The 21160-nt window shown below is 44.1% G+C and carries 23 protein-coding genes; 20 read left to right on the forward strand and 3 right to left on the reverse strand.

The genetic code is table 11. From position 1 onward, the window contains the following. Positions 1–371 precede the first annotated feature (371 nt). The 6 genes from AC58PQ_RS05025 to AC58PQ_RS05050 all read left to right on the forward strand — a co-directional run bounded on the left by AC58PQ_RS05025 (position 372) and on the right by AC58PQ_RS05050 (position 5877). Positions 372–752 carry a hypothetical protein gene (locus AC58PQ_RS05025; RefSeq protein ID WP_497240873.1) on the forward strand — a complete coding sequence of 127 codons (381 nt, stop codon included), beginning with the start codon at positions 372–374 and terminating at the stop codon, positions 750–752. Further along, positions 721–1149, forward strand: coding sequence for a hypothetical protein (locus AC58PQ_RS05030; RefSeq protein ID WP_497240874.1), 429 nt, complete (start codon positions 721–723; stop codon positions 1147–1149). Before AC58PQ_RS05025 ends, AC58PQ_RS05030 begins: the two co-directional genes overlap by 32 nt. Further along, on the forward strand, positions 1091–1825 hold the full coding sequence (locus AC58PQ_RS05035; protein ID WP_497240875.1) for an FAD-dependent oxidoreductase: 735 nt from the start codon (positions 1091–1093) through the stop codon (positions 1823–1825). The genes AC58PQ_RS05030 and AC58PQ_RS05035 overlap by 59 nt, the downstream gene beginning before the upstream one ends. Before the next feature lie 123 nt (positions 1826–1948). Beyond that, positions 1949–2569, forward strand: coding sequence for a hypothetical protein (locus AC58PQ_RS05040; RefSeq protein ID WP_497240876.1), 621 nt, complete (start codon positions 1949–1951; stop codon positions 2567–2569). A 193-nt stretch (positions 2570–2762) separates the two neighbouring features. Further along, positions 2763–3719, forward strand: coding sequence for a 3'-5' exoribonuclease YhaM family protein (locus tag AC58PQ_RS05045; RefSeq protein WP_497240877.1), 957 nt, complete (start codon positions 2763–2765; stop codon positions 3717–3719). Positions 3720–3969: 250 nt separating this feature from the next. Then, the gene (locus AC58PQ_RS05050; RefSeq protein ID WP_497240878.1) at positions 3970–5877 is read left to right on the forward strand and encodes an ATP-binding protein; all 1908 of its coding nucleotides are present in this window, start codon (positions 3970–3972) and stop codon (positions 5875–5877) included. A 43-nt stretch (positions 5878–5920) separates the two neighbouring features. Here AC58PQ_RS05050 and AC58PQ_RS05055 read toward each other — a convergent pair whose 3' ends face one another. Further along, positions 5921–6160, reverse strand: a complete 240-nt coding sequence (locus AC58PQ_RS05055; protein WP_497240879.1) for an NHLP leader peptide family RiPP precursor — start codon at positions 6158–6160, stop codon at positions 5921–5923. 74 nt (positions 6161–6234) lie between these two features. Continuing rightward, the gene (locus AC58PQ_RS05060; protein ID WP_497240880.1) at positions 6235–7176 is read right to left on the reverse strand and encodes a hypothetical protein; all 942 of its coding nucleotides are present in this window, start codon (positions 7174–7176) and stop codon (positions 6235–6237) included. Between the two features lie 437 nt (positions 7177–7613). On the opposite strand from AC58PQ_RS05060, the gene AC58PQ_RS05065 reads away from it, so the two are divergent. From AC58PQ_RS05065 to AC58PQ_RS05085, 5 genes are all read left to right on the forward strand, one after another. Continuing rightward, entirely contained in the window at positions 7614–8054 is a 441-nt protein-coding gene (locus AC58PQ_RS05065) for a MarR family winged helix-turn-helix transcriptional regulator (protein ID WP_497240881.1), read from the forward strand. Positions 8055–8093: 39 nt separating this feature from the next. Then, complete coding sequence (locus AC58PQ_RS05070) at positions 8094–9014, forward strand: AEC family transporter (protein ID WP_497241292.1); 921 nt, start codon at positions 8094–8096, stop codon at positions 9012–9014. Positions 9015–9111: 97 nt separating this feature from the next. After that, positions 9112–9414 (forward strand): hypothetical protein, encoded by a 303-nt coding sequence (locus tag AC58PQ_RS05075; protein ID WP_497240882.1) that lies wholly within the window; start codon positions 9112–9114, stop codon positions 9412–9414. 35 nt (positions 9415–9449) lie between these two features. Beyond that, the gene (locus AC58PQ_RS05080; protein WP_477590314.1) at positions 9450–9818 is read left to right on the forward strand and encodes a DUF423 domain-containing protein; all 369 of its coding nucleotides are present in this window, start codon (positions 9450–9452) and stop codon (positions 9816–9818) included. Between the two features lie 190 nt (positions 9819–10008). Continuing rightward, positions 10009–11874 (forward strand): putative bifunctional diguanylate cyclase/phosphodiesterase, encoded by a 1866-nt coding sequence (locus AC58PQ_RS05085; RefSeq protein ID WP_497240883.1) that lies wholly within the window; start codon positions 10009–10011, stop codon positions 11872–11874. Between the two features lie 46 nt (positions 11875–11920). Here AC58PQ_RS05085 and AC58PQ_RS05090 read toward each other — a convergent pair whose 3' ends face one another. Continuing rightward, the gene (locus tag AC58PQ_RS05090; RefSeq protein WP_497240884.1) at positions 11921–12415 is read right to left on the reverse strand and encodes a hypothetical protein; all 495 of its coding nucleotides are present in this window, start codon (positions 12413–12415) and stop codon (positions 11921–11923) included. A gap of 203 nt (positions 12416–12618) precedes the next feature. Between AC58PQ_RS05090 and AC58PQ_RS05095 the strand changes: the two genes are divergently transcribed. The 9 genes from AC58PQ_RS05095 to AC58PQ_RS05135 all read left to right on the forward strand — a co-directional run bounded on the left by AC58PQ_RS05095 (position 12619) and on the right by AC58PQ_RS05135 (position 21107). Then, on the forward strand, positions 12619–12891 hold the full coding sequence (locus AC58PQ_RS05095; protein ID WP_497240885.1) for a hypothetical protein: 273 nt from the start codon (positions 12619–12621) through the stop codon (positions 12889–12891). Between the two features lie 125 nt (positions 12892–13016). Then, positions 13017–13319: a YunC family protein gene (locus AC58PQ_RS05100; RefSeq protein WP_477590140.1), complete on the forward strand. Its 303-nt coding sequence runs from the start codon at positions 13017–13019 to the stop codon at positions 13317–13319. Between the two features lie 227 nt (positions 13320–13546). Next, positions 13547–14335 (forward strand): basic amino acid ABC transporter substrate-binding protein, encoded by a 789-nt coding sequence (locus AC58PQ_RS05105; RefSeq protein ID WP_497240886.1) that lies wholly within the window; start codon positions 13547–13549, stop codon positions 14333–14335. Positions 14336–14413: 78 nt separating this feature from the next. After that, positions 14414–15061: an amino acid ABC transporter permease gene (locus tag AC58PQ_RS05110; protein ID WP_497240887.1), complete on the forward strand. Its 648-nt coding sequence runs from the start codon at positions 14414–14416 to the stop codon at positions 15059–15061. Between the two features lie 2 nt (positions 15062–15063). After that, on the forward strand, positions 15064–15795 hold the full coding sequence (locus tag AC58PQ_RS05115) for an amino acid ABC transporter ATP-binding protein (protein ID WP_497240888.1): 732 nt from the start codon (positions 15064–15066) through the stop codon (positions 15793–15795). Positions 15796–16015: 220 nt separating this feature from the next. After that, positions 16016–17665, forward strand: coding sequence for a sensor histidine kinase (locus AC58PQ_RS05120; protein ID WP_497241293.1), 1650 nt, complete (start codon positions 16016–16018; stop codon positions 17663–17665). A gap of 7 nt (positions 17666–17672) precedes the next feature. Continuing rightward, positions 17673–19244 carry a response regulator gene (locus tag AC58PQ_RS05125; protein WP_497240889.1) on the forward strand — a complete coding sequence of 524 codons (1572 nt, stop codon included), beginning with the start codon at positions 17673–17675 and terminating at the stop codon, positions 19242–19244. Between the two features lie 149 nt (positions 19245–19393). Continuing rightward, positions 19394–20083, forward strand: a complete 690-nt coding sequence (locus tag AC58PQ_RS05130) for an ABC transporter ATP-binding protein (protein ID WP_497241294.1) — start codon at positions 19394–19396, stop codon at positions 20081–20083. After that, entirely contained in the window at positions 20073–21107 is a 1035-nt protein-coding gene (locus AC58PQ_RS05135) for an efflux RND transporter periplasmic adaptor subunit (RefSeq protein ID WP_497241295.1), read from the forward strand. The genes AC58PQ_RS05130 and AC58PQ_RS05135 overlap by 11 nt, the downstream gene beginning before the upstream one ends. The last annotated feature ends 53 nt before the right edge of the window (positions 21108–21160 follow it).

Raw genomic sequence — 21160 nt, forward strand, 5'->3', positions numbered from 1 at the left:
TGAGGTCTCCATAACCAAAGAGGATGCTTGAATAATTAGATGAATCTAATCATGCCCCAAAAGTCTGCCCAACCTCTTGCGACTTAGTGAGATCAGGCAGACTTTTATTTTTCATCTTGCTAGTACTATTTTCTTCATGTTCGCCTGCTTTAATGATATGCTTAACTTCATATAAATACCATATTCGATGCAGCAGGGTGATGAAATTTGAGAAATTGGTTAATCAATCATATGAAATCGACAATCGTCTTGGGAATGCTTGTAATCATTACTACAGTTGGTGGAGTTTTAGGATACTTCGGACTGCACCGAGACAGTGATGGGAATTTACGCTACATGCGCATTCATCCTTTCGACCAGATGTAGTTGTCATGGGGACAGAGCTCGAAGGTATGTATCTCGCAAACAAGGCGAAACAGGAAGGGCTCGATGTACTTATCCTCGAAACGAAGGGGAGATTAGGTGGCCAACTCATCCAAGGTGAGATGCTTTATCTCGACGGAATTTACGATGATGAAGCTGCCCCACTCATGCAAGGCGGTATGAAAGAGCTGTTCCATCAGTACACGAAAGGAAGCATTCGTAAAAAAACAGAGTTTGCCCATTATTTTCACAAACTGATTGATGGTATTCCACTTGAGAAAAACACCGTGCTGGAAGACTTGAAAGTGACGGACGGCAAGGTCGTTTCACTTGCTTATATAGGCGGAGATGGAAAAAATGCGAATTGTGAAGCCTTCGTATGTTGTTGATAATTCGAACGACGCAGCGCTGATTCGTAAACTCAATGTGCAAGCGCTTCCAGGGTTAGAAGCACTTTATGGAACTAAGGAACGCGAGTATATGAGTGGCACGTACATGATGAAATTTAAAGGAGTCGATTGGGACAAGTTTCAAACTCATTTTTGGGCAATGGATAAGATCGAGCGTGCTCATAAATATGGACCTGAAAGCTATGTGAATTCCCACATCGCCTATGGATTTCCGCCAATCGTAGCGGCCTATGAACTGCACAATAAGAGTGAACTCAATTTACGAGGCTTGAACATTCTTAATCAGGGCGATGGGGAAATTCATTGGTGGATATTTCATGGACATTCAAGGATCGCGTTCCAATCGGGAGGGACTGGCTATCGGCAGACCGGATAAATATGGCATTCCGCTGCGAAGCTACTTGCTTCACGATTATGACAATGTCGTCACCGCAGGGAAGCTTGTTGGAGCAACTGCAGTGGCATATGGAAGCGTAAGAATTCAGTCGAACGGGGCAATGGCAGGAGAGACGATAGGTGTACTCATGGCGCAGATGCAAGGGAGAAGCCTGAAGTCGACGACGCCAGCGGAATTTGCTCGGCTTCATGAACGGATGGAGAGTAAGTATCAGATCAAGCTGCATGACAGATTCGCGAAGGACAAAATTGCCCATCTTTCTGTAGCAGAAAAAACAGAGTTAGACAAGGGGCTGATTACATTGTTGAAAGGCAATACGGTCGCACATCATCTGCCCTTTATCCGAATCAGCCTGGAAGGTCGAGCGATTACTTACAACGGGATCAAGCCAATTGTCATTGCAGGCATCCCTTGGGTGCCGCTTAATCAAACATTCGAGAAACTTGGTCTTGGAGATGCCACGTACGATGAAGAAAACAAGCGTATCCTATATGCTTCCATGGGAAGGACTGAAACGATTCCTTCGGCGGACGTACATGTGTTGAATAATTTTGTGCTCGTAAGCTGGGCGAAGCTCGCGGAAGTGTTAGGCTACAACTGGGAGTGGAACGAGGTTAGGGACGAGGTAATCGTGAGTTCAATCAGACTTTTTTAGTTTAGTGGCACTCGTCTGCCTTTGGTAACAGATGTTGATCGACGTTTCTGCCTAAGCCCACACCATCCCCCGCCATAAGCAATAGTCTACTCTATAGGGTTGTTTGAGGAGAGTGGATACAGGATGGGGAAAAGCCGACAGCATCATAAACTCGTGAGTTTACATTCAAAAGTTAGCTTGCACGCTACAAAGCCAATTAAACAACGCGTATACGCAATCCGCAAGGTTGCTAGGGTCATGTTGCCCTTCTACCGTAAGTTAGCGAGCAGCCGTACTTTTTCAGTACAATGGGCGAAGGCCGTGCGGGAGGCCGATATTGCACGCATGAATAAGCTGCTGCGTTCGGTCATCGGCTCAGAACCTGTATCCTCCTTGGCGTCCAATGGCGTGGGTTGGTTCGTGGATTTCCCTTTGCCGAAACCACTTCTTGTGATCACCAACGGGACGACGATTCGTCCAGGACAGGTGCAGTTCACGTTCAGCTCCACGATTAATCGTGCGATTGCGATGGCGGTCATTCCGCTTTATCGGGAAATCATTTGCAATCCTAGTTACGCGGCACATTTGGTCAAGGCGATTAATACGCAGAATGAGGCCAAGTTGAATCATTTGGTACGGAGTAAGGTAACGAGTCGGAGATTAGTCTCTGCCCACATTGATTTCTCCGGCTTCTTTCTTGGTTTCAAATACCCAGAGAGTAAGTATGTGTATTTGAATGAAGTGTTTCGTGAGTATGTCATGTGACAGGTTGATAGTTAAAAGCACTTATAAAGCACTTCAATCCCTGCATTCGCAGGATCCTGAGGTGTTTTTCTGCTTTGCAAATAGAGTTAAACTGCTAGAGCTCAGGAATTCGGTATAAATTTCTAGGTACGCCACTAATCAATTGGGAGCATTTCGTAGTATAATGTTTCTATTGATTATTGGAGGCACACACATGACATTAATTAAACATTTACAAGCACCAGATGAATTTACGGGTTTTTACTTAATTAAAGAGTTGGAAGTTAAACAGACCAATACAACACCTGCCAAGGATTTCATGGATATTGTACTCTGTGATGCGAGTGGACAAGTATCCGCCAAGATGTGGGATGTCAGCATCGCTGATAAAGAGACCTTTTTCCCGATGACCTTAGTAAAGGTACAGGGACTTGTGCAAATGTACCGCGAACGCTTGCAAGTGAAAATCGGGAAGATTCGCAAAGCGCTGCCCGAAGATGGCGTGCAAATCACTGATTTTATCCGCTCTGCACCGATCAGTCCAGCGGATCTGATTCATACAATCAACAGCGTTTTGGCGAGTATTTCAAATCCAACAATTCAGTCAATTGTCTCGTTTTGCGTGGCGAAGGTCGGGGATAAGCTGGACCATTATCCTGCTGCCAAAACGCATCATCATGCATATTTCGCGGGACTAGCCTATCATATCGTGCGGATGCTGGAGCTTGGCGAATTTATTTGCAAACAGCGGCCATTCCTGAATGCTGACCTGATCAAAGCAGGCATTATCCTTCATGATATCGCGAAGCCAGAGGAAATGATCGCACAGCTTGGCATCGTTTCGGACTATAGCGTGCAAGGGAAGCTGTTGGGGCACATCTCTATGGCCTCCAACTGGATTACAGAGGCTGCTCTGCATCTGGGTCTAGATCTGCAATCGGACCTCGTCATTGGCTTGCAGCATATTGTATTGTCCCACCACAACTTGCCGGAGTGGGGAAGTCCTGTACTGCCGCAGCTTCCGGAGGCTGTCGCGCTTCATTACATCGATTCCATGGATGCGAAGCTGCAAATGGTCGAGGATACGCTGCTCATCACACCGGAGTCCGAACCGTGGACACCGATGATCCGCGGGTTGGAGAACAAAGCGATGTATCGATTGAAGCTGTAAGGCAGCGAACCGGACGGAGAGCCGTTTCCGAGTAGAGAAGGATCTACTTGGGGATGGCTTTTTTGCTTGCTCAGCAGTCACATACTCTTCCTCATCCTCCTACACTGACAATTAAGGAGCGCTACCTAATCCAGGTAGCGGGTGTTTCATTTTGTTTTTAGAATGTTTACCTTATGAAGAAGGAAAGCTCCGAACCCTGTCGAATTAAATAATGTAAATTACTTACAGGCATCTGGGGGAAGGTGAATACATGCAAGGATGGCTTCAAATCCGTCAATTACGATGGAAAACATGGTTAATTATTATTATTGGCTTATTATTTATGGCTACTCATGCGAGCGCGGAGCAATCGGGAGGAATGAAAGCGATTTCGAAGTGGGATCTACTATGGGGAGGGGCTGCTGATAAGATCGAAGATGTCATCGCTTCTTCAGGTGAACTTCACTGGATGACAATCGAGGGTGGCACAGAGATACCTGAAAAGCCGGAAGAGGTTTCTACAGCTTGGGTTCGAATTAAACTTCCTTCAGAACTTCCAAAGGACTACGGCATGTATATCGATGAGATATATGCACAACAGTTATCGGTATACATTGGCGATCGACTCCTGCATGAAGTTATGTTTGATTACCCTACGGATCAGCAGCGCAGTTTATTTCCATTAAGTGCGGAGGATGCAGGAGGAACTGTCTATTTGAAGCTCCAGACATCCATGGACCGACTAGGTATTCAATCTGACATCCGATTAGATCATTATTCAACTCTGACGCGTACATATATATTTCGGGATTTACAGAACATAATTCTCGGATTTGGCTTTCTTTTTATAGCTGTGATCATGCTCATTTGTTCCTTTTATTTAAAAAAAATTGGGCGGGCTACCTGGATTTCTCTGAGTTTAATCATTCTTACGCTAGGCACGATCTTTCTAACGTATTCCCCATTCCTGTACGCTAATTTTACCCAGTTCGGGGCTGTGTTCCTGGATTTATTCGATATTTCACTGGCCATATTTTTACCCTCACTTACATACTTTTTTGAAAAAATATTCGACAATGGCAGATTTAAATGGATTCGTATTTTCCGTAAATTTCAAATAGGCTATTCGATTTTCTGTATTATCCTTATGCTGTTTAATCAGCTCAATCACTATCAATTTATTGATACCTATGTATTTTTCACACTTACCGTTCTAAGCGTGATTATGATCTTCCAATTTATTATGATGATTGGCTTATCCATTTTTTTTGTTATACGAGGCAATAGAGAGGCTGTTATTTTCTCATCAGGCTTCGCCATATTTGCCCTAATGGGGACTTTTGATCTCATTCTTTACTACTCCAATGATCAAAGGTATCAGTTCTTCTTGTGGAAATTTGGTGTGGTTGGATTTATTATTGCACTCATCGTGATTTTGGGCAGGCGTTTTGCTATTAACCAAGAGCAGATGTCTAACTATTCGAAGGAACTAGAATTTTATAATCACCAACTGCAGCTTTCTGAAAAGATGGAAATGATTAGTGCCTTAGCGGCATCGGTTGCGCATGAAGTGAGAAATCCGCTTCAGGTGACACGGGGATTCTTGCAGCTTGTTGCTGCTAGAACGGATGACAAGAACAAAGAGTATATGATGATCGCGATCGAAGAGTTGGATCGGGCCTCTGTCATTATTACAGATTTCCTGACGTTTGCGAAGCCACAGCTGGATGAGATCGTGGAATTGAATGTGAGCAAGGAAATTGGTCAAATTGAAGGTATTATTATGCCTCTAGCGACGCTGAATGGTGGACGGATTACAGTCAGCGTGTCTTCTGATTTACACATTTACGGAAATTCTTCGAGGCTCAAGCAAATCTTGATTAACATCATCAAGAATAGTATCGAAGCGTTTCAAGTCGATGGGCAAATTCATATTTGGGCTTATGAAAAAAATGATGAGGTATTCATCCATATCAAGGATAATGGCGAGGGAATCGAGCCCATGCAGCTGACGAAATTAGGTGAGCCTTACTATTCTACGAAGACAAAGGGGACCGGGCTAGGATTAATGGTTACGTTTCGTCTGATCGAGATTATGAAAGGACATATTGAGTTTAAAAGCCAAAGATACTTGGGTACAGAAGTTATTATACGGTTTCCCAATGTGACAGTAAAATAAGAAAAGGTGTTCCGCTAATTCAACGGAACACCTTATTTTTATTCTACCAAATTGCTTCTGCACCATTCGATGCTACCAAAATCTTAGATGGGTTTGTAGGGATTACTAGAACGAATTCTGTTGATGTTTCTTCAACAGCCTTAACCTTAATGTCGTCAGGAAGTGTAATGTTAAATGCTTGCTTAAGCGCTACTCTCGGATTGGATAGAAGTTGTTGTTTAAAGGCTTCATCTTCCCAAGCTTTTTGAATAATTTGTGCTTTTAGGCTTTCATTTGTGGACATTTCTAATCACTCCTAGTCACATGGGTAATTTTACCTACAAGTAAAAGTATATCATGTTCTTATCTATTAATCTATCAAAATTTATCAGAATTAGACAAAAAATAGTAGAACCCACCAGAGACTAACTCGGCTCTTCGTTCTTTAATTTCGTGGGCTACACGATGAATATTTTGCACAAGGGAATCATGGAAATCTACGATCTGCGCCATGCCTACAGAGAGGCTTAGCAAATGCTCATGATGGGAATCAGCAATCTTGGCATAAACCGCCAAATAATCGTGGACGAAGAGCTGCTGTTTAACCATTTCAGGTGTTAGCTCAACTGTTGTCGTAAGGTTCAAATGCTGTCGAATAGAGGCTAACAAGCAATTATACGATCCTTCTACCAGATCCTCTTCCCAGTCTGCCCAGTCATCTAGCATTTGAAGTGTAACTAGCGTTTGTTCAACAACAGCTGTGACAGCGGGTAGTAGCTGAGCTTGATTGGCGAGAAGAAGAGCCCCTGTGCTGGCATTTTTGACGGGGCTAGCTTTCTTGGCAATTTGCATTTTGTCATTATGGAAGTAATCCGATTGAAGCTCATTCGTTACACTCTTGGACCATTCTATGATGTACGTTTCATAATGGCTCCAGAAAGGGGAACTAGAAGGAAAAAGTTCACGATATAGGGATAGGAATTGGATGTGAAATAAGTTGGCAAGCGGCAGCTTGCTCGAATGTTCCCCTTTGGCGGCATCCATAATATCGTCTTGAATGAAGTAATAGAGCATGACGAATATATTTGCCAGAGATAGCTTGTTGAACTCTTCTGTAGTCAGCTCACAAATATCTTCCATCCAATAAGGGAGGAGATAACAAATATAATTTTTGGTACTCCCCTCGTTACTCGCGTCAAACTTAGCTAAATAAGCAAGTCCTAATTGGTCCAATGGAGAAGGGAATTGTCGTACGGCTTCTTTTGCCTCGTCAAAAATAATTTGGAGTTGGTTTTCGTGAGCACTTAACCATTTCATCATTCTTCCATTCCTTTCTGGATGAGCGCGTTATTTCTTGACTTCTTTAAGAAAATTACGCAGTCCGTGATGTTCTTACCTTATATTATTTCATTTGTTCTCTTTATTGCAATCGCATACAATATGTTTAATTGTGATACTGGTTTTGTAAATACAACGAATAAATCTTGGGGATCAAACCTGGTTGACTTCCTACTCATCATTTCCGGCTCCTTAACGGACAATGAATCCATTATACGAACTATACAATGATCGGCGATACCAACAGCAATGGTTGGAGTATGTGAAAAGTCAAAATATTAAATAAGTAAACTTGATTAAGCGGAAGAGCGCCGGATAGATGGGCGCTCTTTTCGTTTTGTATTGACAGTCGGAGGCTTTTTGTTTAAATTGGAAGCAAAACGATTGTTCACAATATGACGGTGGGAAAGGAAACGACAATGAGCAGCAGTGAATTTTTGAAGCTGGAGAATCAGCTTTGTTTTAGCTTATATGCGAGCTCCAGAGCGATTACTCGTATGTACCGCCCTTTTCTCGAGGAGCTTGGCATCACTTATCCGCAATATCTCGTTCTGCTAGTGCTCTGGGAACAAAAGGAAAGCACAGTAAAGGAGCTGAGTGAGAAGCTTGACCTGGATTCTGGAACATTGACGCCGATGCTCAAACGAATGGAGGCGCAGAAGCTGCTTGTTCGGAACCGTTCACAGGAAGATGAGCGGGTCGTACTCATCCACATCACTGAGACGGGGCAAGCTCTCTACGAGCAGGCACTCTGTATTCCACAGACGCTGTTTGCATCGAGTGGATTGTCGCCAGAGGAAATTACGAATTTCAATACACAGTTGAAACGAATTATTACAAGCGTGAATGCTTCAATATAAGGAGCATCATGGGGATTCTCGATGAATCGAGGCTTTGAAATGAATTATTTCATGTATATTCTTATCAATAATATTGTTCCAATTTGCATTATGATCGCGATAGGCGTGACCATGTATCGCGCCTTTCGCATTGATATTCGAACGCTCTCGAAGCTCAATTTCTATGTGTTCTCGCCTGCACTTGTTTTTGTGAAGCTCTATGAATCCGAAATGAGTCTCTCCATACTTATGCAGGTGCTTTTATTTTTTGTTATTTTCTTCAGCCTGCTATTCGCGATCATAGAAGTGATTATTCGCATACAGAAGTTGCAGCGCGGTATGCGGATCGCCATGCGGAATAGTGTTATTTTCTATAATAGCGCGAATTACGCGCTGCCGTTGAATCAAACGGTTTTCGGCGGCAATGCTTATACCTTATCCATCCAAATCGTGATTATGATTATGCAGTCGCTCATCCCCAATACCTATGGGATTTATACGTTAAACGCTCATAAAGCTTCTTGGAAAGCAACGATGAAAACGATTCTCTCGTTACCGGTGATTTATGCAATTCCCATAGCATTGTTATTGCGTTACTATCATGTCCCAGTGCCATCCTCGATCCATATCCCTGTGACCTACATTGCAAATGCCTTTATGGCAACAGCGTTGTTGACCTTAGGTGTACAGCTCGGTGCGATGAAATGGGAGTTTCATTTCTCCAATGTGCTGTTGTCGAATATGCTTCGCTTGGCGATTAGCCCACTGCTAGGTTTTCTCGTCGTTTGGATGCTAGGAATTGATGGCTTGACGGCAAAGGCATTAATTCTGTCCTGCGCAGTACCTACTTCACTGAGCAGTGTACTCCTTGCCATAGAGTATGAAAATGAGGCCGAGTTTTCTTCACAGGCTGTCTTTACATCGACACTATTTAGCATGTTTACCATACCGATTGCCATATATTTGTTGGATTTTATTTAAAAAATGTGGGGAATCATGAAAGTAGCAGGATTATCGACAATTTTCGGCGAATGGGTACTTATACCTAAACTTATCCAATTCAAGGGGGATTATTATCATGAGATACCAATTTTGCCAGTACGTTACGATTGTCGATATGAGTGATGAAATTTTGTCTGAAGTGTTATTTGAACATGGGGAATTTGAATCTAATGCAGTCGCTATTGGTTCTTCTGTTCTTATTCATCAACTTGGCTTGAAGCAGTTCGATGTTGTCTATGACAAGCGTGAGGGTAAGACCATTCGTTACAAGATCGAAGATATTGAAGTTAATTTAATTGAGCAGCCCACGGTGACGCGTGTTTTCCTGGAGCCTGTTCGATTGATTGTGGGTCAGCATGATATTGGGGAAGTCGAGTAATTCATATTCGTTGTGAAAGGAAATAAAGTCGTATGATGAAAATATTTATGTTGATTGGAAGCTTAAATGCTTTCCTTTCTGTCGCATTAGGAGCGTTCGGCGCTCACTACTTGAAAACGAAAATTCCCGATAAGATTGATGTCTTTCAAACGGGAGTTCATTATCACATGATTCACGCTGTTGCGTTACTCGTGATCGCGCTGCTGTCAGACAAGCTGGGTAATAACGCATTGGTGAATGCCTCTGGATGGGCAATCTTCATCGGAATAATCTTGTTCTCTGGCAGTCTGTATGCTTTGAGTACGACAGGTCTTAAGGTCTTCGGACCTATTACGCCGCTAGGCGGATTGAGCTTCCTAGTAGGCTGGATCCTCCTTGCCCTAGCTGTACTGAAATTAAAATAAGAAAAAGAGCCGGAGAAATTCGGCTCTTTTCTTATTTGATGGCAAGTTAGCAGGAAATGGAACAACCTTTGTAGAAAGAAAGCAATGATTGGAAATTAGAGCGTGATGGCTTAACAACAACTGGGAGTAAGATCGGAAATCAATGTAATGCTTCCCTAACGAAGATAGAACCAAATAAGGAGGCCAATTCGTGAAAAATCGGCTCTATATTGGCGTATATGTCGTCGCAGCCATATTCGTTAGCTTATTCATAAAGCCGTATGCCCCATGGATTTGTCTTTTGGGTGCACTCGTACTGCTGTATCTATTGCGAATGAATAGGAATCTGAGGCAACAACTTATGCCAAAGGAACTGCCAAGGGATCATGCGTATCTAAGTGTGCTGGATTCCCTTTTTGAACATAATCCCAATGCGATCGGAATCTTTAATGCGGAGGGCAAATTCATTCGGATGAATCAAGCGGCGGAATCGATATTGGGGTATTCGGTCGCAGAGCTCATGCATCAACCGTTTACGGGCATTGTAACGGAAGAACAGTTGAAACAGACAGAGTGGCAATTGCAACAAAGCAGAAACGGTCTCCCATACACCTTTGAGACTTCGGTGCATCATCAGTGCGGTTATCGTGTCGATTTATTTGTAACAGCTGTTCCTGTCGATATCCATCACCATTCTAAAGGAAACATTCTGATTTGTCAGGATGTAACGGAACGTAAGCGCGGTGACGAGCAAGTCCGTTATATGGCCTATTACGATGATATGACCGGGCTTCCAAATCGGCGGTTATTTAAAGATCATTTGAATGAACGACTTCGTGTCTTCCAATCCAATGGTCATAAAGTGGCGGTGTTTTATTTAGATATTGATCGCTTTAAACTTGTGAATGACAGCTTTGGACATGATTATGGTAACATGCTGCTTCTTCAGCTAGCTGAGCGTTTCACGCGATGCCTGACTGCGGAGGATTTCCTGGCGCGTACGGAAGGCGACGAGTTCGCTTTTTTCTATTCAAATGTTGAAGATGTGAATGATGTTATGACCGTCATTGCGGAAATTAATCGTGTATTGGAGAAGCCTTTCCTCCTTGAGCAATATGAGCTGCATGTGACTGCAAGCATTGGCGTCGCGATTTCCTCGGAAGATACGGACGAAGCGGACATATTGATGAAATATGCGGATATTGCACTCGCGAGGGCCAAAGAGAAGGGCAGAAACGATTTTCAGATTTTCAATAATGATATGAAATCTGTTTCTATCAATCGTTTGAAGCTGGAAAATGAGCTTCGCAGAGCGCTAGTCAATGAAGAATTCGTTCTCTACTATCAACCTCAGGTAGAGATTGAAACAGGGCGAATTGTTGGGGTAGAAGCGCTGATTCGTTGGAATCATCCGGAGAAGGGCATGGTTATGCCCAATCATTTTATCCCATTAGCGGAGGAAAGCGGATTGATCGTCCCCATCGGCGAGTGGGTGCTGCGCGCGGCTTGTAAGCAAAATAAGACATGGCAGTCGGCAGGGTATTCCCCTATTCCCATTTCAGTGAATTTATCGATGAGACAGTTCTTTCAGCATAATCTGATAGGGAAAATTAGTCATGTTCTTGAACAGACCAGGCTGGATCCGCAATATTTGGAGCTGGAAATTACCGAAAGTATGACGATGGATGTTGATCATGCGATACAATCGCTGCTTGAACTGAAAGAACTTGGCGTGAATGTGAGTATCGACGATTTCGGTACAGGTTATAGCTCGCTCTATTATTTGAAGAAGTTTCCGATTGATAAGCTGAAAATTGACCGGTCTTTCGTACGAGATATTATGGTGGATCCGAATGACGCGGCTATCGTTACAACGATTATTGCTATGACGCATCATTTGAATCTGAAGGTTATTGCTGAAGGTGTAGAGACAGAAGATCAATTGAAATTCTTATATCAAAACCGATGCAACGAGGTTCAGGGCTACTGGTTTAGTCCTCCTGTGGATAGCGTGGAGCTTGAGCATATGCTAAGGAATGGCATTTCTGTTGCGGCTGCTGCTGCGTCAGGTGAATGAGAAAAAGGTACCCTTGCGGATCGTCAGCAAAGGTACCTTTTCTTATTCAATCCGTGGTCACGTAATCATCGATTTCATTCAGCTTAAACAGGTAAACTTTCTTCTCATCGTCATGATAGACGGTAACATTCTGGCTGCTTGTATCAAAATTAAGGATTCGACAAGGGAGATTCAGCTTGATACCTTGTGCTTTGATCACCGTCAAACGGATCAAGGTATTATTGACTTTGAATTTCTCTAACTGTTCAACAATATGCATGGCAGCTTCTGAATTTGTCGTTCGCCCCGCTGGTGTTGGCGTAGGAGCTGAAGGCTTTTTATTTGTATGTAGGGAAGCTGAGCTTCCTTGTTTCGTGTTCAGTTCAATGAGTTGACCAAGTTGAATACCTTTAAGGATTTGATAATCTTTGATCGTGTCTACATTTAACAAATGAAGGAGCTTTTCCATTGCCAGGCCATTTGTCTCATCTTCAATTAAAATCTCTACGGTGAATAAATGTCCTTTTTTCGGACTTGTGTTTGCATTCCGTTGGTTCATCATAGCCTCCTTACCGCACTGAAATCGCACTTATCCTTACTATATCATGATATCATATCCAAATGTAGCTTCCTTTCACAATTACCTGACATCCAAGCTGACATCCATAAAGGCGATAGGTAATATTTGTATTGCCTACTATTCACTGGAGAAGTACGATGGATTTATCGAATAGCAATGAAAATAAAATGAAGGAAGGTTGAGCCATGAAGTGGATCGTACTCGTTATCATCCTATTTGTTGTCCTTCTTTTGGTGTATACAATTCATTTGAAAATTAGAAATAAGATGGCTGCTTCTAAGGTTATTAAAATGTCTTTACAAGGTAAACAATCTTCAAAAATAAACAAGCAAATGTGTTCGTTTTGCCGGAAGAAGGAAAAGAAATTGTCCTTCTACTCAGATGAACAGGGGAGAGTTGTTGGCGTTTGTAAAGGTTGTAAACCACAAGCGGAGCGGAGAGCTTTAATGAGGTTGTGACTTATAAGGAATGGCCTTTTCACAATAAATTGGAAAATCACACAATATCTTTACAGCGATCTCACACCGTACTAGCCGCAGGCGCATATACTACCGTAAGACTGCGAAGAGGAGCTGTGCAGAGCATGATGCGCGTAGAACCCATTCTTCTTGAAGGACATACAGCAATCGCGATTGAGGTTAAATTACCGAAGACGACATTGCTAGTGGTGACAACGGATAAAGGTTACATTATGTGTGGCGCCCTCGATGTGGCGCTGCTCAATGAGCGATTAAGTGACAGGAATATTGTAGCGGCACGAGCCACTGGGGTTCGAACGATCGAGGAGCTCCTGGAAGCGCCGCTTGAATCAGTAACCCATACAGCGGAAGACCTTGGTATTTTTGCTGGGATGACGGGCAGGGAAGCCATTTTGAAAATGATGTAGAAAAACCACACTGCAAACTTGAACGCTTAGGTATTTTAGACCTAAGCGTTTTTAAGATTTAGTCAAATCAACAAAGCAGCTCATGAGTTTTGTGCATGAAACTGAAAATGCATGGAAATTCACATTTCCTCCAATTTCCTTGCTTATTTTATGAATAAAGATGTTGTTATTTTATTGACCAAATGTTAATATATGATTCGTCCATTACATAGAACGGGGGAAAAATGATGAAAAAATTAATGATTTCAGTAGTTGCGGTAGCTTTAGTTTTGACAATGGCAGGTTGTGGCTCCAAAGATAGCGGTGGCACAAAAGTTAAATTTGCAACAGATGCAGCTTATGCACCGATGGAATATATGGATAAAGACAAGGTGGTAGGTTTCGATATCGACTTCCTTGCTGAAGTGATGAAAGAAGCAGGTCTTTCTTATTCAGTTACCAACACGGGTTGGGATACGATGTTGACGAGCGTTCAACAAGGTAAAGAGTATCAAGCCGGTATTTCCAGCGTATCGATTACAGATGAGCGTAAACAAACATATGATTATTCAGCTCCGTACTTCGAGTCAACGAACATGATTCTTGTTAAAGAAGGCAGCCCGATCAAAAGTGCAGTCGATTTGAAAGATAAGAAAGTAGCCGTTCAAATCTCAACTACGGCGGATACGCTGATGACGAAAATCATGGGTGGCGATAACAAGTCCCTGAAACGTATGGATAATAACACGCTTGCGCTGATGGAACTTGAGAGTAACGGTGTAGACGCGGTTGTTGCGGATATTGCTATTATTCGTGAGTATGTTAAAAATAATCCAAACAAAAAATTCGTTTCGATTGCAGATTCGAAAAATTTCGAATCCGAGTACTACGGCATTTTGCTTCCTAAAGGCAGCGACCTTAAAGCGAAGCTTGATCCAGCGATTAAGAAAGTTATCGAGAACGGCACATACGCGACTGTGTACAAAAAATGGTTCGGTCAAGACCCAGATACGAAGAAATTGCTAGAACAAAAATAAAAAGTTCAAAAGCATGCGTGACTTTACCTTACGCATGCTTTTCTTCTGTGAGTAGAAGAATAAGAAAGGAAGTGTGGAATGGAATTTCGCTTTGACATCATTATTGATTATTTACCTTTGCTGCTGAAAGGAACGCTATGGACGATTGGTATTTCCATTCTCTCCATTTGTTTCGGTTCTGTATTAGGGCTGGCAGTTGGTTTAGGCAAAATGTCACACCGCGGCTATCTGAGATGGCCAACTAGTATGTATGTTAATTTTTTCCGCGGCACACCGCTGCTGGTTCAAATATTGCTTGTCCACTTTGGTGTTGTACCCTTATTCTTAGGCTCTACTAACCCAATCATTGCATCAATTGTGGCTTTGTCCTTGAATTCAGCAGGGTATATGGCTGAGATTTTCCGTGCAGGGATTCAATCCATTGATAAAGGCCAAACAGAAGCCGCGCATTCACTGGGAATGACACATTTCCAAACGATGAAATCCGTTATTTTACCGCAAGCGATTAAACGAATGATTCCGCCGTTCGGAAACGAATTTATTGTGCTAATCAAGGATTCCTCACTATTTGCGATCATCGCTGCACCTGAACTTATGTATTGGTCCAATGCGATGCGCAGCCAATATTTCAAGGTATGGGAGCCGTATTTAACAGCTGCACTTATTTATTTGATTCTTACCTACTCTCTTAGCAAGCTTCTTAGCTATATCGAAAGGAGAGTATAACGATGACCGCTTTAATTGAAGTAAAGAACCTGAAAAAAGCGTTTGGAGATAATGTTGTTCTACGTGACATTAGTACGGAAATTCAGCATCAAGAGGTGCTGGTTGTGATTGGACCTTCGGGTTCAGGGAAATCCACGTTCCTACGATGCTTGAACCTTCTGGAACAGCCAGATGGCGGAACGATCACCATTGATGGTCGTAATCTCATGAATCCTGCGAATAAAATTAATGAGATCCGCATGGATTTGGGAATGGTATTCCAACGGTTTCACTTGTTCCCGCATATGAAGGTTATTGATAATATTATGCTTGCACCCATCCAAGTACGGAAATGGCCGGAAGATAAAGCGCGGAAGAAAGCGCTGGAGCTATTAAATAAGGTTGGGCTCGCAGATAAAGCTAACGCGCTTCCGGACTCTTTATCCGGTGGTCAGGCACAACGCGTTGCGATTGCACGCGCACTCGCGATGGAGCCGAAGATCATGCTGTTCGATGAGCCTACCTCCGCGCTTGATCCCGAAATGGTCGGCGAAGTGCTTAACGTCATGAAGCAATTGGCCAAAGAAGGCATGACAATGGTTGTTGTTACGCATGAAATGGGCTTTGCGCGTGAAGTAGGCGATCGCGTCATGTTCATGGAGCAAGGCGTCATTGTCGAGGAAGGCAAGCCGCATCAAATTTTTGAGGCACCAACCCAGGAACGGACGAAATCGTTCTTGTCTAAAGTGCTATAATATTCAATTGGGGAGTCGCTTCATGCGGCTCTCTTTTTCGTTTTCTCATCAAAAAAATAAGATGGAAAAAATTCCAATATGCTATGATGGACAATGAGGTAACCAAACCATTCGAAACGAAAGGTGACTTATGCCATCACTGCTCACTCATCTACTTAACCGATTTCAACTTCGTGTATTTCTTTATATACTTTTGGCGATCTCCCTACCTTTGTTGCTTGTGCTTTATGTTGGCAATCAGCAATTCTCATCCTACAGAGAGAAAGAGCTTATGCGTTCCTTGGATCAACAACATGATCAAATCATCAAGGGACTACAACAGGAATTGCGTTTTGTAAAAGAAACGACACATCGACATGCCGAAGATTATGGCATCCTTTCTTTTGCCAAACTCAAAGATGCTTCTTCACAAGCTGCCAAAGAACTGAGTACCTATACGAATAGCTTGCTATCCGAGCAAACATTCCAAAATCGTTATGTTGAGCAGGTATGCGTATCGGTCCAGGCTTCCAATAGAACGCTATGTGCGCATAATGGGGAAGTGGATGGGGCACTTGTTGCACGAGAGAAAAGCACGAACAAAAGCTTTGAGCCATTAGGTGAAGAGTCAAGTCGACTTAACGCCTATCTCATGACCTATTCGGAGTTGATGATTGACAAGTCTAGCATGCTGGAGCTTGGACGCGTTACGCTTTGGTTGAACATGAATGAATTATGGAAGACTTTATCCTTGAAGAGTGGCAGTTCTCAATCTTATGTGCTCATGGACGCAGAGAAAAGGATTGTCTACCGTAACGGGGCCAACATCGGGGATTTGCAAGGCATGGGGCAGGACCTAATCCGTATAGATAAAATGACAATTCGTTCCGCGAAGCAGGTTGAGATCATCGGAGAAACGCCGTGGATTTCGGTTTATGAAGTTCCACTGTCAATGAACGGTGAAGCATTTCCACATTTTCATTCCTGGCTTATTGCTTTAGTTGCTTTAGTAATCGCACTTAGTTTAGGCTCTCTCTTACTTTACATCTCATCTGTGACGAAGCCGCTCTACGCCCTCAAAGCATTAATGAACCGCGCCGAGCGGGGGGATCTGAGAGCCTATTGGACTACTAAGAGTTCCGAAGAGTGGACACAAGTAGGGCAGAGCTATAATCAAATGTTGAACCGTTTGGAAGACCTCATTAAACAGGTGAAGCGGGAAGAATCCTTGAAGAAAGAAGCTGAAATGGAAGCGCTCCATTATCAGTTGAATCCGCATTTCCTCTATAACACATTGAATACGATAAAATGGGTTGCCAAAATTCATAAGACGCCTCAGATCTCAGAGGTCGTTAGTGCATTAGTTCGTCTTTTGCAAGCTAGCTTAGGTAAAAAAGGGGACTTTATCACATTGCGTGATGAAATTGGACTGACCCATGACTACATGGAAATTCAAAGGTTTCGTTACGGGGATCGCATTCAGATAGAAACGCATGTGGATGAGATTACATTAGGCTGTTTAGTTCCGAGGATGCTCCTGCAGCCGCTTGTGGAGAATGCGATTATTCATGGAATCGGGCCAACCAAGCGAGAGGGAACCATTACGATTCGGACATGGTTAGATCGAGACCTCTTATTCTGCCAGGTGGAAGACAATGGAATTGGGATGCAAGTCGAAGAAGGCAGCTCTGGCTGGAAAGCGATGCATGCAACGGGAGGAGCACAAGCTGATCGCATGCTGAAGGAGCGAATGAGCGGCGTTGGAATTTCACATATTCGGGAGAAAATTAAGCTGATCTATGGGCCTGAGTTTAAAATGCATATTAGTAGTAAACCTGGTGAAGGAACTACGGTTAGGATGTTTCTTCCGATCCATCATGGCGAGGAGTGAAGTGAAGATGAATGTACTTGTTGTGGATGATGAACCGATCATTCGGCAAGGTTTGCGCGAGTTGGTGGATTGGGAACAGCATGGCTTCACTTACGCAGGTGATGCAGAGGATGGTATGGAGGCCTGCGAGCTTCTGGAAGCCTTGCATATCGACATCGTGATCACCGACCTCATTATGCCGCGCATGGATGGCTTAGCGTTAATTCGTAAGCTAAAAGAATGTTCAAGACCGATCAGCGCCGTCGTATTGAGCTGTATGGATGACTTCACCTATGTGAAAGAAGCGATGAAGCTGGGGGCTAAGGATTATATTCTTAAACCAACGATGGAGCCTGAGTCGTTAATCGACATTTTGCTTGGCGTGAAGCGAGAACTCGAAATTCAACTCATTGAGCGGAGGGAACAAGGGATTAGGGAGCTTGAGCTTGCATCAACGCTGCAGATGCAGCTATCGAATCGGCTGCAGGCATATCTGCAGACAGGGGTTGATGAAGCTTCGCTGCAGGCAGAGCTATTCGGTGCTGCGAGCAGCGCCGGAGGCAGCAACGGCGCAGGAAGTGACAACAGCAGCTTGGTCAGCCTGCTGCTGCATACCGGTGCCAGTGGCGCTGCCGCAGGCTGGCGCTGGACAGGCTGCCTCGCGGCGCTGCCGCTGGCCGCAGACAGTGTGCTGCTGCTCATGCCGGCAGCAGCAGACGGCGACGCTCTCGCTGCTGCCGCAGCGCTCGAGCGCGCAGCGCAGGTCCGGCTGGCGCACGCGCCGGACTGGTTCATTGGAGCCGGCGTCGTCCTTCGCCGGCTCCAAGATGTGCAGCCTGCTGCGGCGTTACACGAGCAGCAGCTGCATGAGCGATTCTACGGCGTGAGCCGGAATCGCCGAATTGTGCTTGCGCCAGAGGCTGCAAGCAGGGCAACCGAAGCGCTGCCATATGACATACGCAGCGACCTGCTGCGCTGTATCGTACACGATAACAGCGAAGGGTACTTGCATCACGCGGAGCTTCTGTGCGCGAGACTGAGGGAGCAGCGCCCGAAGAAGGATACGGTGTTGTCTTTTATCCAGGAGCTGCTTGCGTTAGCTGCTGGATATGCGCGCGAACGCGGCTACACAGAGATTGAACGCTATGAGGAGCTGTTCGTTCATAACAAAGCGATGCGTCATTGCGCAAGCTTTGAACAGGTAACGGAGCTCCTAATTCAAGCGATGCGCATGCTCATGGACAACCCGGTGGCGCTAGGAAACGATTTGAAGACTCGCTCAAACAATACGTTTATCCGGAAGGTGCTGAGCTATATGCAGGAGAATTATGCCTCGCCCATCAGCACTTCGGACATGGCCGATTATGTTAGGCTCAGTCGCAGCTATTTAAGTGATTTATACAGTAAAGAAATGGGCGAGTCGCTGAGTGAAACACTGACACGAATCCGTATGGAAGAAGCGAAGCGCCTCCTGCGATCGGGTGAAATGAAGGTATATGAAGTAGCGGATGCGGTAGGCTTTCCTGATGCCAAAACATTTGCAAAGACGTTCAAACGTGTTGTGGGCTGTTCGCCGAAAGAGTTCGAGAAGCAAAATTAGAACCGCATGCCTTTTTAAAGCGATGATAAGAGAAAACGAACAAACAGACACCTTTTCCAACAAAGGCGGTCTGTTTATTTATTATGTAAAGGTTTACATTTATAGAGAAGATACGAGATTAGCGTAAAGATGAGGTGTTAACTTTGACTATGCATGAGGTTCAGGTGCCCATGGTGCAAGCTATTGGTGTCACACGTATATTTGGGAAGGGACCAGGAGCGGTTCATGCGTTGCGTGGAGCGAATCTCTCGATTCCCAGAGGTAGACTAGTGGCATTGCGTGGAAGGTCCGGTTCTGGTAAAACAACCTTGCTGAACATCATAGGAGCCTTGGACCATCCTTCGGAAGGTGCTGTTTACCTAGATGGGATGGAGATCAGCACGCTATCCGAATCCAAGCGAAATGAACTCAGACGGAAGCAGATCGGGCTCATTTTCCAATCGTTTGCCTTAGTGCCTTATATGTCTGCTTACGAAAATGTCGAGTTTGGTTTGCGCATTTCGGGTATTCCTCCCAGTCAATATAAATCATTAGCAGAAGAGGCACTCCATTTCGTGGGCTTGAAGTCGAGAATGAAGCATCGACCTTATGAGCTTTCTGGCGGCGAACAGCAGCGAGTAGCGATAGCAAGGGCAATTGCTCACAAACCTAAGCTGATTTTGGCAGATGAGCCTACGGCAGAGTTAGACAGTAGAATGGGGCTTCAAATCCTCAAATTATTCAAGGACTTGGTGCAGGAAGGTATGACCATTATTTTGACTACGCATGATCTGGCGATCATGGAAATTGTAGATGAAGTCTATGCATTGGAGGATGGTTCCATTGTCGATGAAGGTTAATAGAATCGCTTCGAGGTTTGTTCTTATCACCGGGGCGATATTCATACTTGCTGGCTGCTCCTTGCTGCCGAAAGAAGAAGAAGCCTTGAAGCCGCCTTTAGTTAAGCCAGTCAAAGAAAATTTTGAGCTGTATGAAGTGAAAAAAGGCACTATTACGCGGAAGGTCAGTGCAATTGCGACGTTTAAGTCGAGTAAAACGACCAATTATTATTTTAAAGAGTCGGGTCTTCGCTTAGCTGGATTGCGTGTCAAATCAGGCGATATCGTGAAACAGGGTGATGTGTTGGTTGAGTTGGAAAAAGGTGATTTAGAAACGAGGATTGCGCTTCAGAAATTAAATCTGGAGAAAGCTCAGATCGCTAGCTTACAAGCCAAACAAACTTCCCCCGATCAAGAGTTAACGATTCGTCTCAAGGCCATTGATGTGGAAGCTGCGCAGCTGCAACTGGCAGCCCTTCAAACGCAATTGGCGAAAACGAGAATAACGGCAGAGGCTGGTGGCGTCGTCACCTATGTGACGGATGCACAGGAAGGTAAGATCGTAGATGCCTTCAGTACACTTGTCGTCGTGTCTGACCCTACCAAGCTGCAACTCTTTTATGAATCATCAGATAGCAGTACGCTTTCGGGTATTGAAGTAGGCATGAATGTAGACGTGAAGTTTGGTGCCAATGACAAGGTAGTACAAGGCAAAGTACTGCAAACCCCTTCAAGCGCTCCTCCAACCGATAATAAGCCGCAAGCCGAACGAAATGCCAAAACGATTATCGTGGGGATCCCGGAGGGGGCAGAAGGAGCAGAGATTGGTGCATCTGGTGACATGACGATCAACGTTGAGAAACGAGAAAATGTCATCGTCATACCAAGAACAGGTCTTCGGTCTTATCTAGGTCGAGATTATGTGCAAGTGCTGAATGGTGAAAGCCGCAAAGAAGTCGATGTTGAGAAAGGGCTTGTCACCGCTACGGAAGTGGAAATCCGAACGGGGCTTAAGGAAGGTCAGAATCTCATTTTAAATAATTAGCACGCTTTAAAGCTTATGCTTACGATGCTAGTTTTGCTAAAGCAAAACGCTTA

It is taken from the genome of Paenibacillus sp. J22P143, from assembly GCF_059692035.1.

What these genes read in the sequence shown, in the direction of transcription:
- AC58PQ_RS05105 (WP_497240886.1), top strand. Translation starts at nt 13,547, where the DNA reads ATGAAAAAATTAATGATTTCAGTAGTTGCGGTAGCTTTAGTTTTGACA.
- AC58PQ_RS05060 (WP_497240880.1), bottom strand. Translation starts at nt 7,176, where the DNA reads ATGATGAAATGGTTAAGTGCTCACGAAAACCAACTCCAAATTATTTTT.
- AC58PQ_RS05115 (WP_497240888.1), top strand. Translation starts at nt 15,064, where the DNA reads ATGACCGCTTTAATTGAAGTAAAGAACCTGAAAAAAGCGTTTGGAGAT.
- AC58PQ_RS05130 (WP_497241294.1), top strand. Translation starts at nt 19,394, where the DNA reads ATGCATGAGGTTCAGGTGCCCATGGTGCAAGCTATTGGTGTCACACGT.
- AC58PQ_RS05090 (WP_497240884.1), bottom strand. Translation starts at nt 12,415, where the DNA reads ATGATGAACCAACGGAATGCAAACACAAGTCCGAAAAAAGGACATTTA.
- AC58PQ_RS05045 (WP_497240877.1), top strand. Translation starts at nt 2,763, where the DNA reads ATGACATTAATTAAACATTTACAAGCACCAGATGAATTTACGGGTTTT.
- AC58PQ_RS05080 (WP_477590314.1), top strand. Translation starts at nt 9,450, where the DNA reads ATGAAAATATTTATGTTGATTGGAAGCTTAAATGCTTTCCTTTCTGTC.
- AC58PQ_RS05095 (WP_497240885.1), top strand. Translation starts at nt 12,619, where the DNA reads ATGAAGTGGATCGTACTCGTTATCATCCTATTTGTTGTCCTTCTTTTG.
- AC58PQ_RS05030 (WP_497240874.1), top strand. Translation starts at nt 721, where the DNA reads ATGCGAATTGTGAAGCCTTCGTATGTTGTTGATAATTCGAACGACGCA.
- AC58PQ_RS05055 (WP_497240879.1), bottom strand. Translation starts at nt 6,160, where the DNA reads ATGTCCACAAATGAAAGCCTAAAAGCACAAATTATTCAAAAAGCTTGG.
- AC58PQ_RS05070 (WP_497241292.1), top strand. Translation starts at nt 8,094, where the DNA reads ATGAATTATTTCATGTATATTCTTATCAATAATATTGTTCCAATTTGC.
- AC58PQ_RS05100 (WP_477590140.1), top strand. Translation starts at nt 13,017, where the DNA reads ATGATGCGCGTAGAACCCATTCTTCTTGAAGGACATACAGCAATCGCG.
- AC58PQ_RS05050 (WP_497240878.1), top strand. Translation starts at nt 3,970, where the DNA reads ATGCAAGGATGGCTTCAAATCCGTCAATTACGATGGAAAACATGGTTA.
- AC58PQ_RS05075 (WP_497240882.1), top strand. Translation starts at nt 9,112, where the DNA reads ATGAGATACCAATTTTGCCAGTACGTTACGATTGTCGATATGAGTGAT.
- AC58PQ_RS05065 (WP_497240881.1), top strand. Translation starts at nt 7,614, where the DNA reads ATGAGCAGCAGTGAATTTTTGAAGCTGGAGAATCAGCTTTGTTTTAGC.
- AC58PQ_RS05110 (WP_497240887.1), top strand. Translation starts at nt 14,414, where the DNA reads ATGGAATTTCGCTTTGACATCATTATTGATTATTTACCTTTGCTGCTG.
- AC58PQ_RS05035 (WP_497240875.1), top strand. Translation starts at nt 1,091, where the DNA reads ATGGACATTCAAGGATCGCGTTCCAATCGGGAGGGACTGGCTATCGGC.
- AC58PQ_RS05125 (WP_497240889.1), top strand. Translation starts at nt 17,673, where the DNA reads ATGAATGTACTTGTTGTGGATGATGAACCGATCATTCGGCAAGGTTTG.
- AC58PQ_RS05025 (WP_497240873.1), top strand. Translation starts at nt 372, where the DNA reads ATGGGGACAGAGCTCGAAGGTATGTATCTCGCAAACAAGGCGAAACAG.
- AC58PQ_RS05040 (WP_497240876.1), top strand. Translation starts at nt 1,949, where the DNA reads ATGGGGAAAAGCCGACAGCATCATAAACTCGTGAGTTTACATTCAAAA.
- AC58PQ_RS05135 (WP_497241295.1), top strand. Translation starts at nt 20,073, where the DNA reads ATGAAGGTTAATAGAATCGCTTCGAGGTTTGTTCTTATCACCGGGGCG.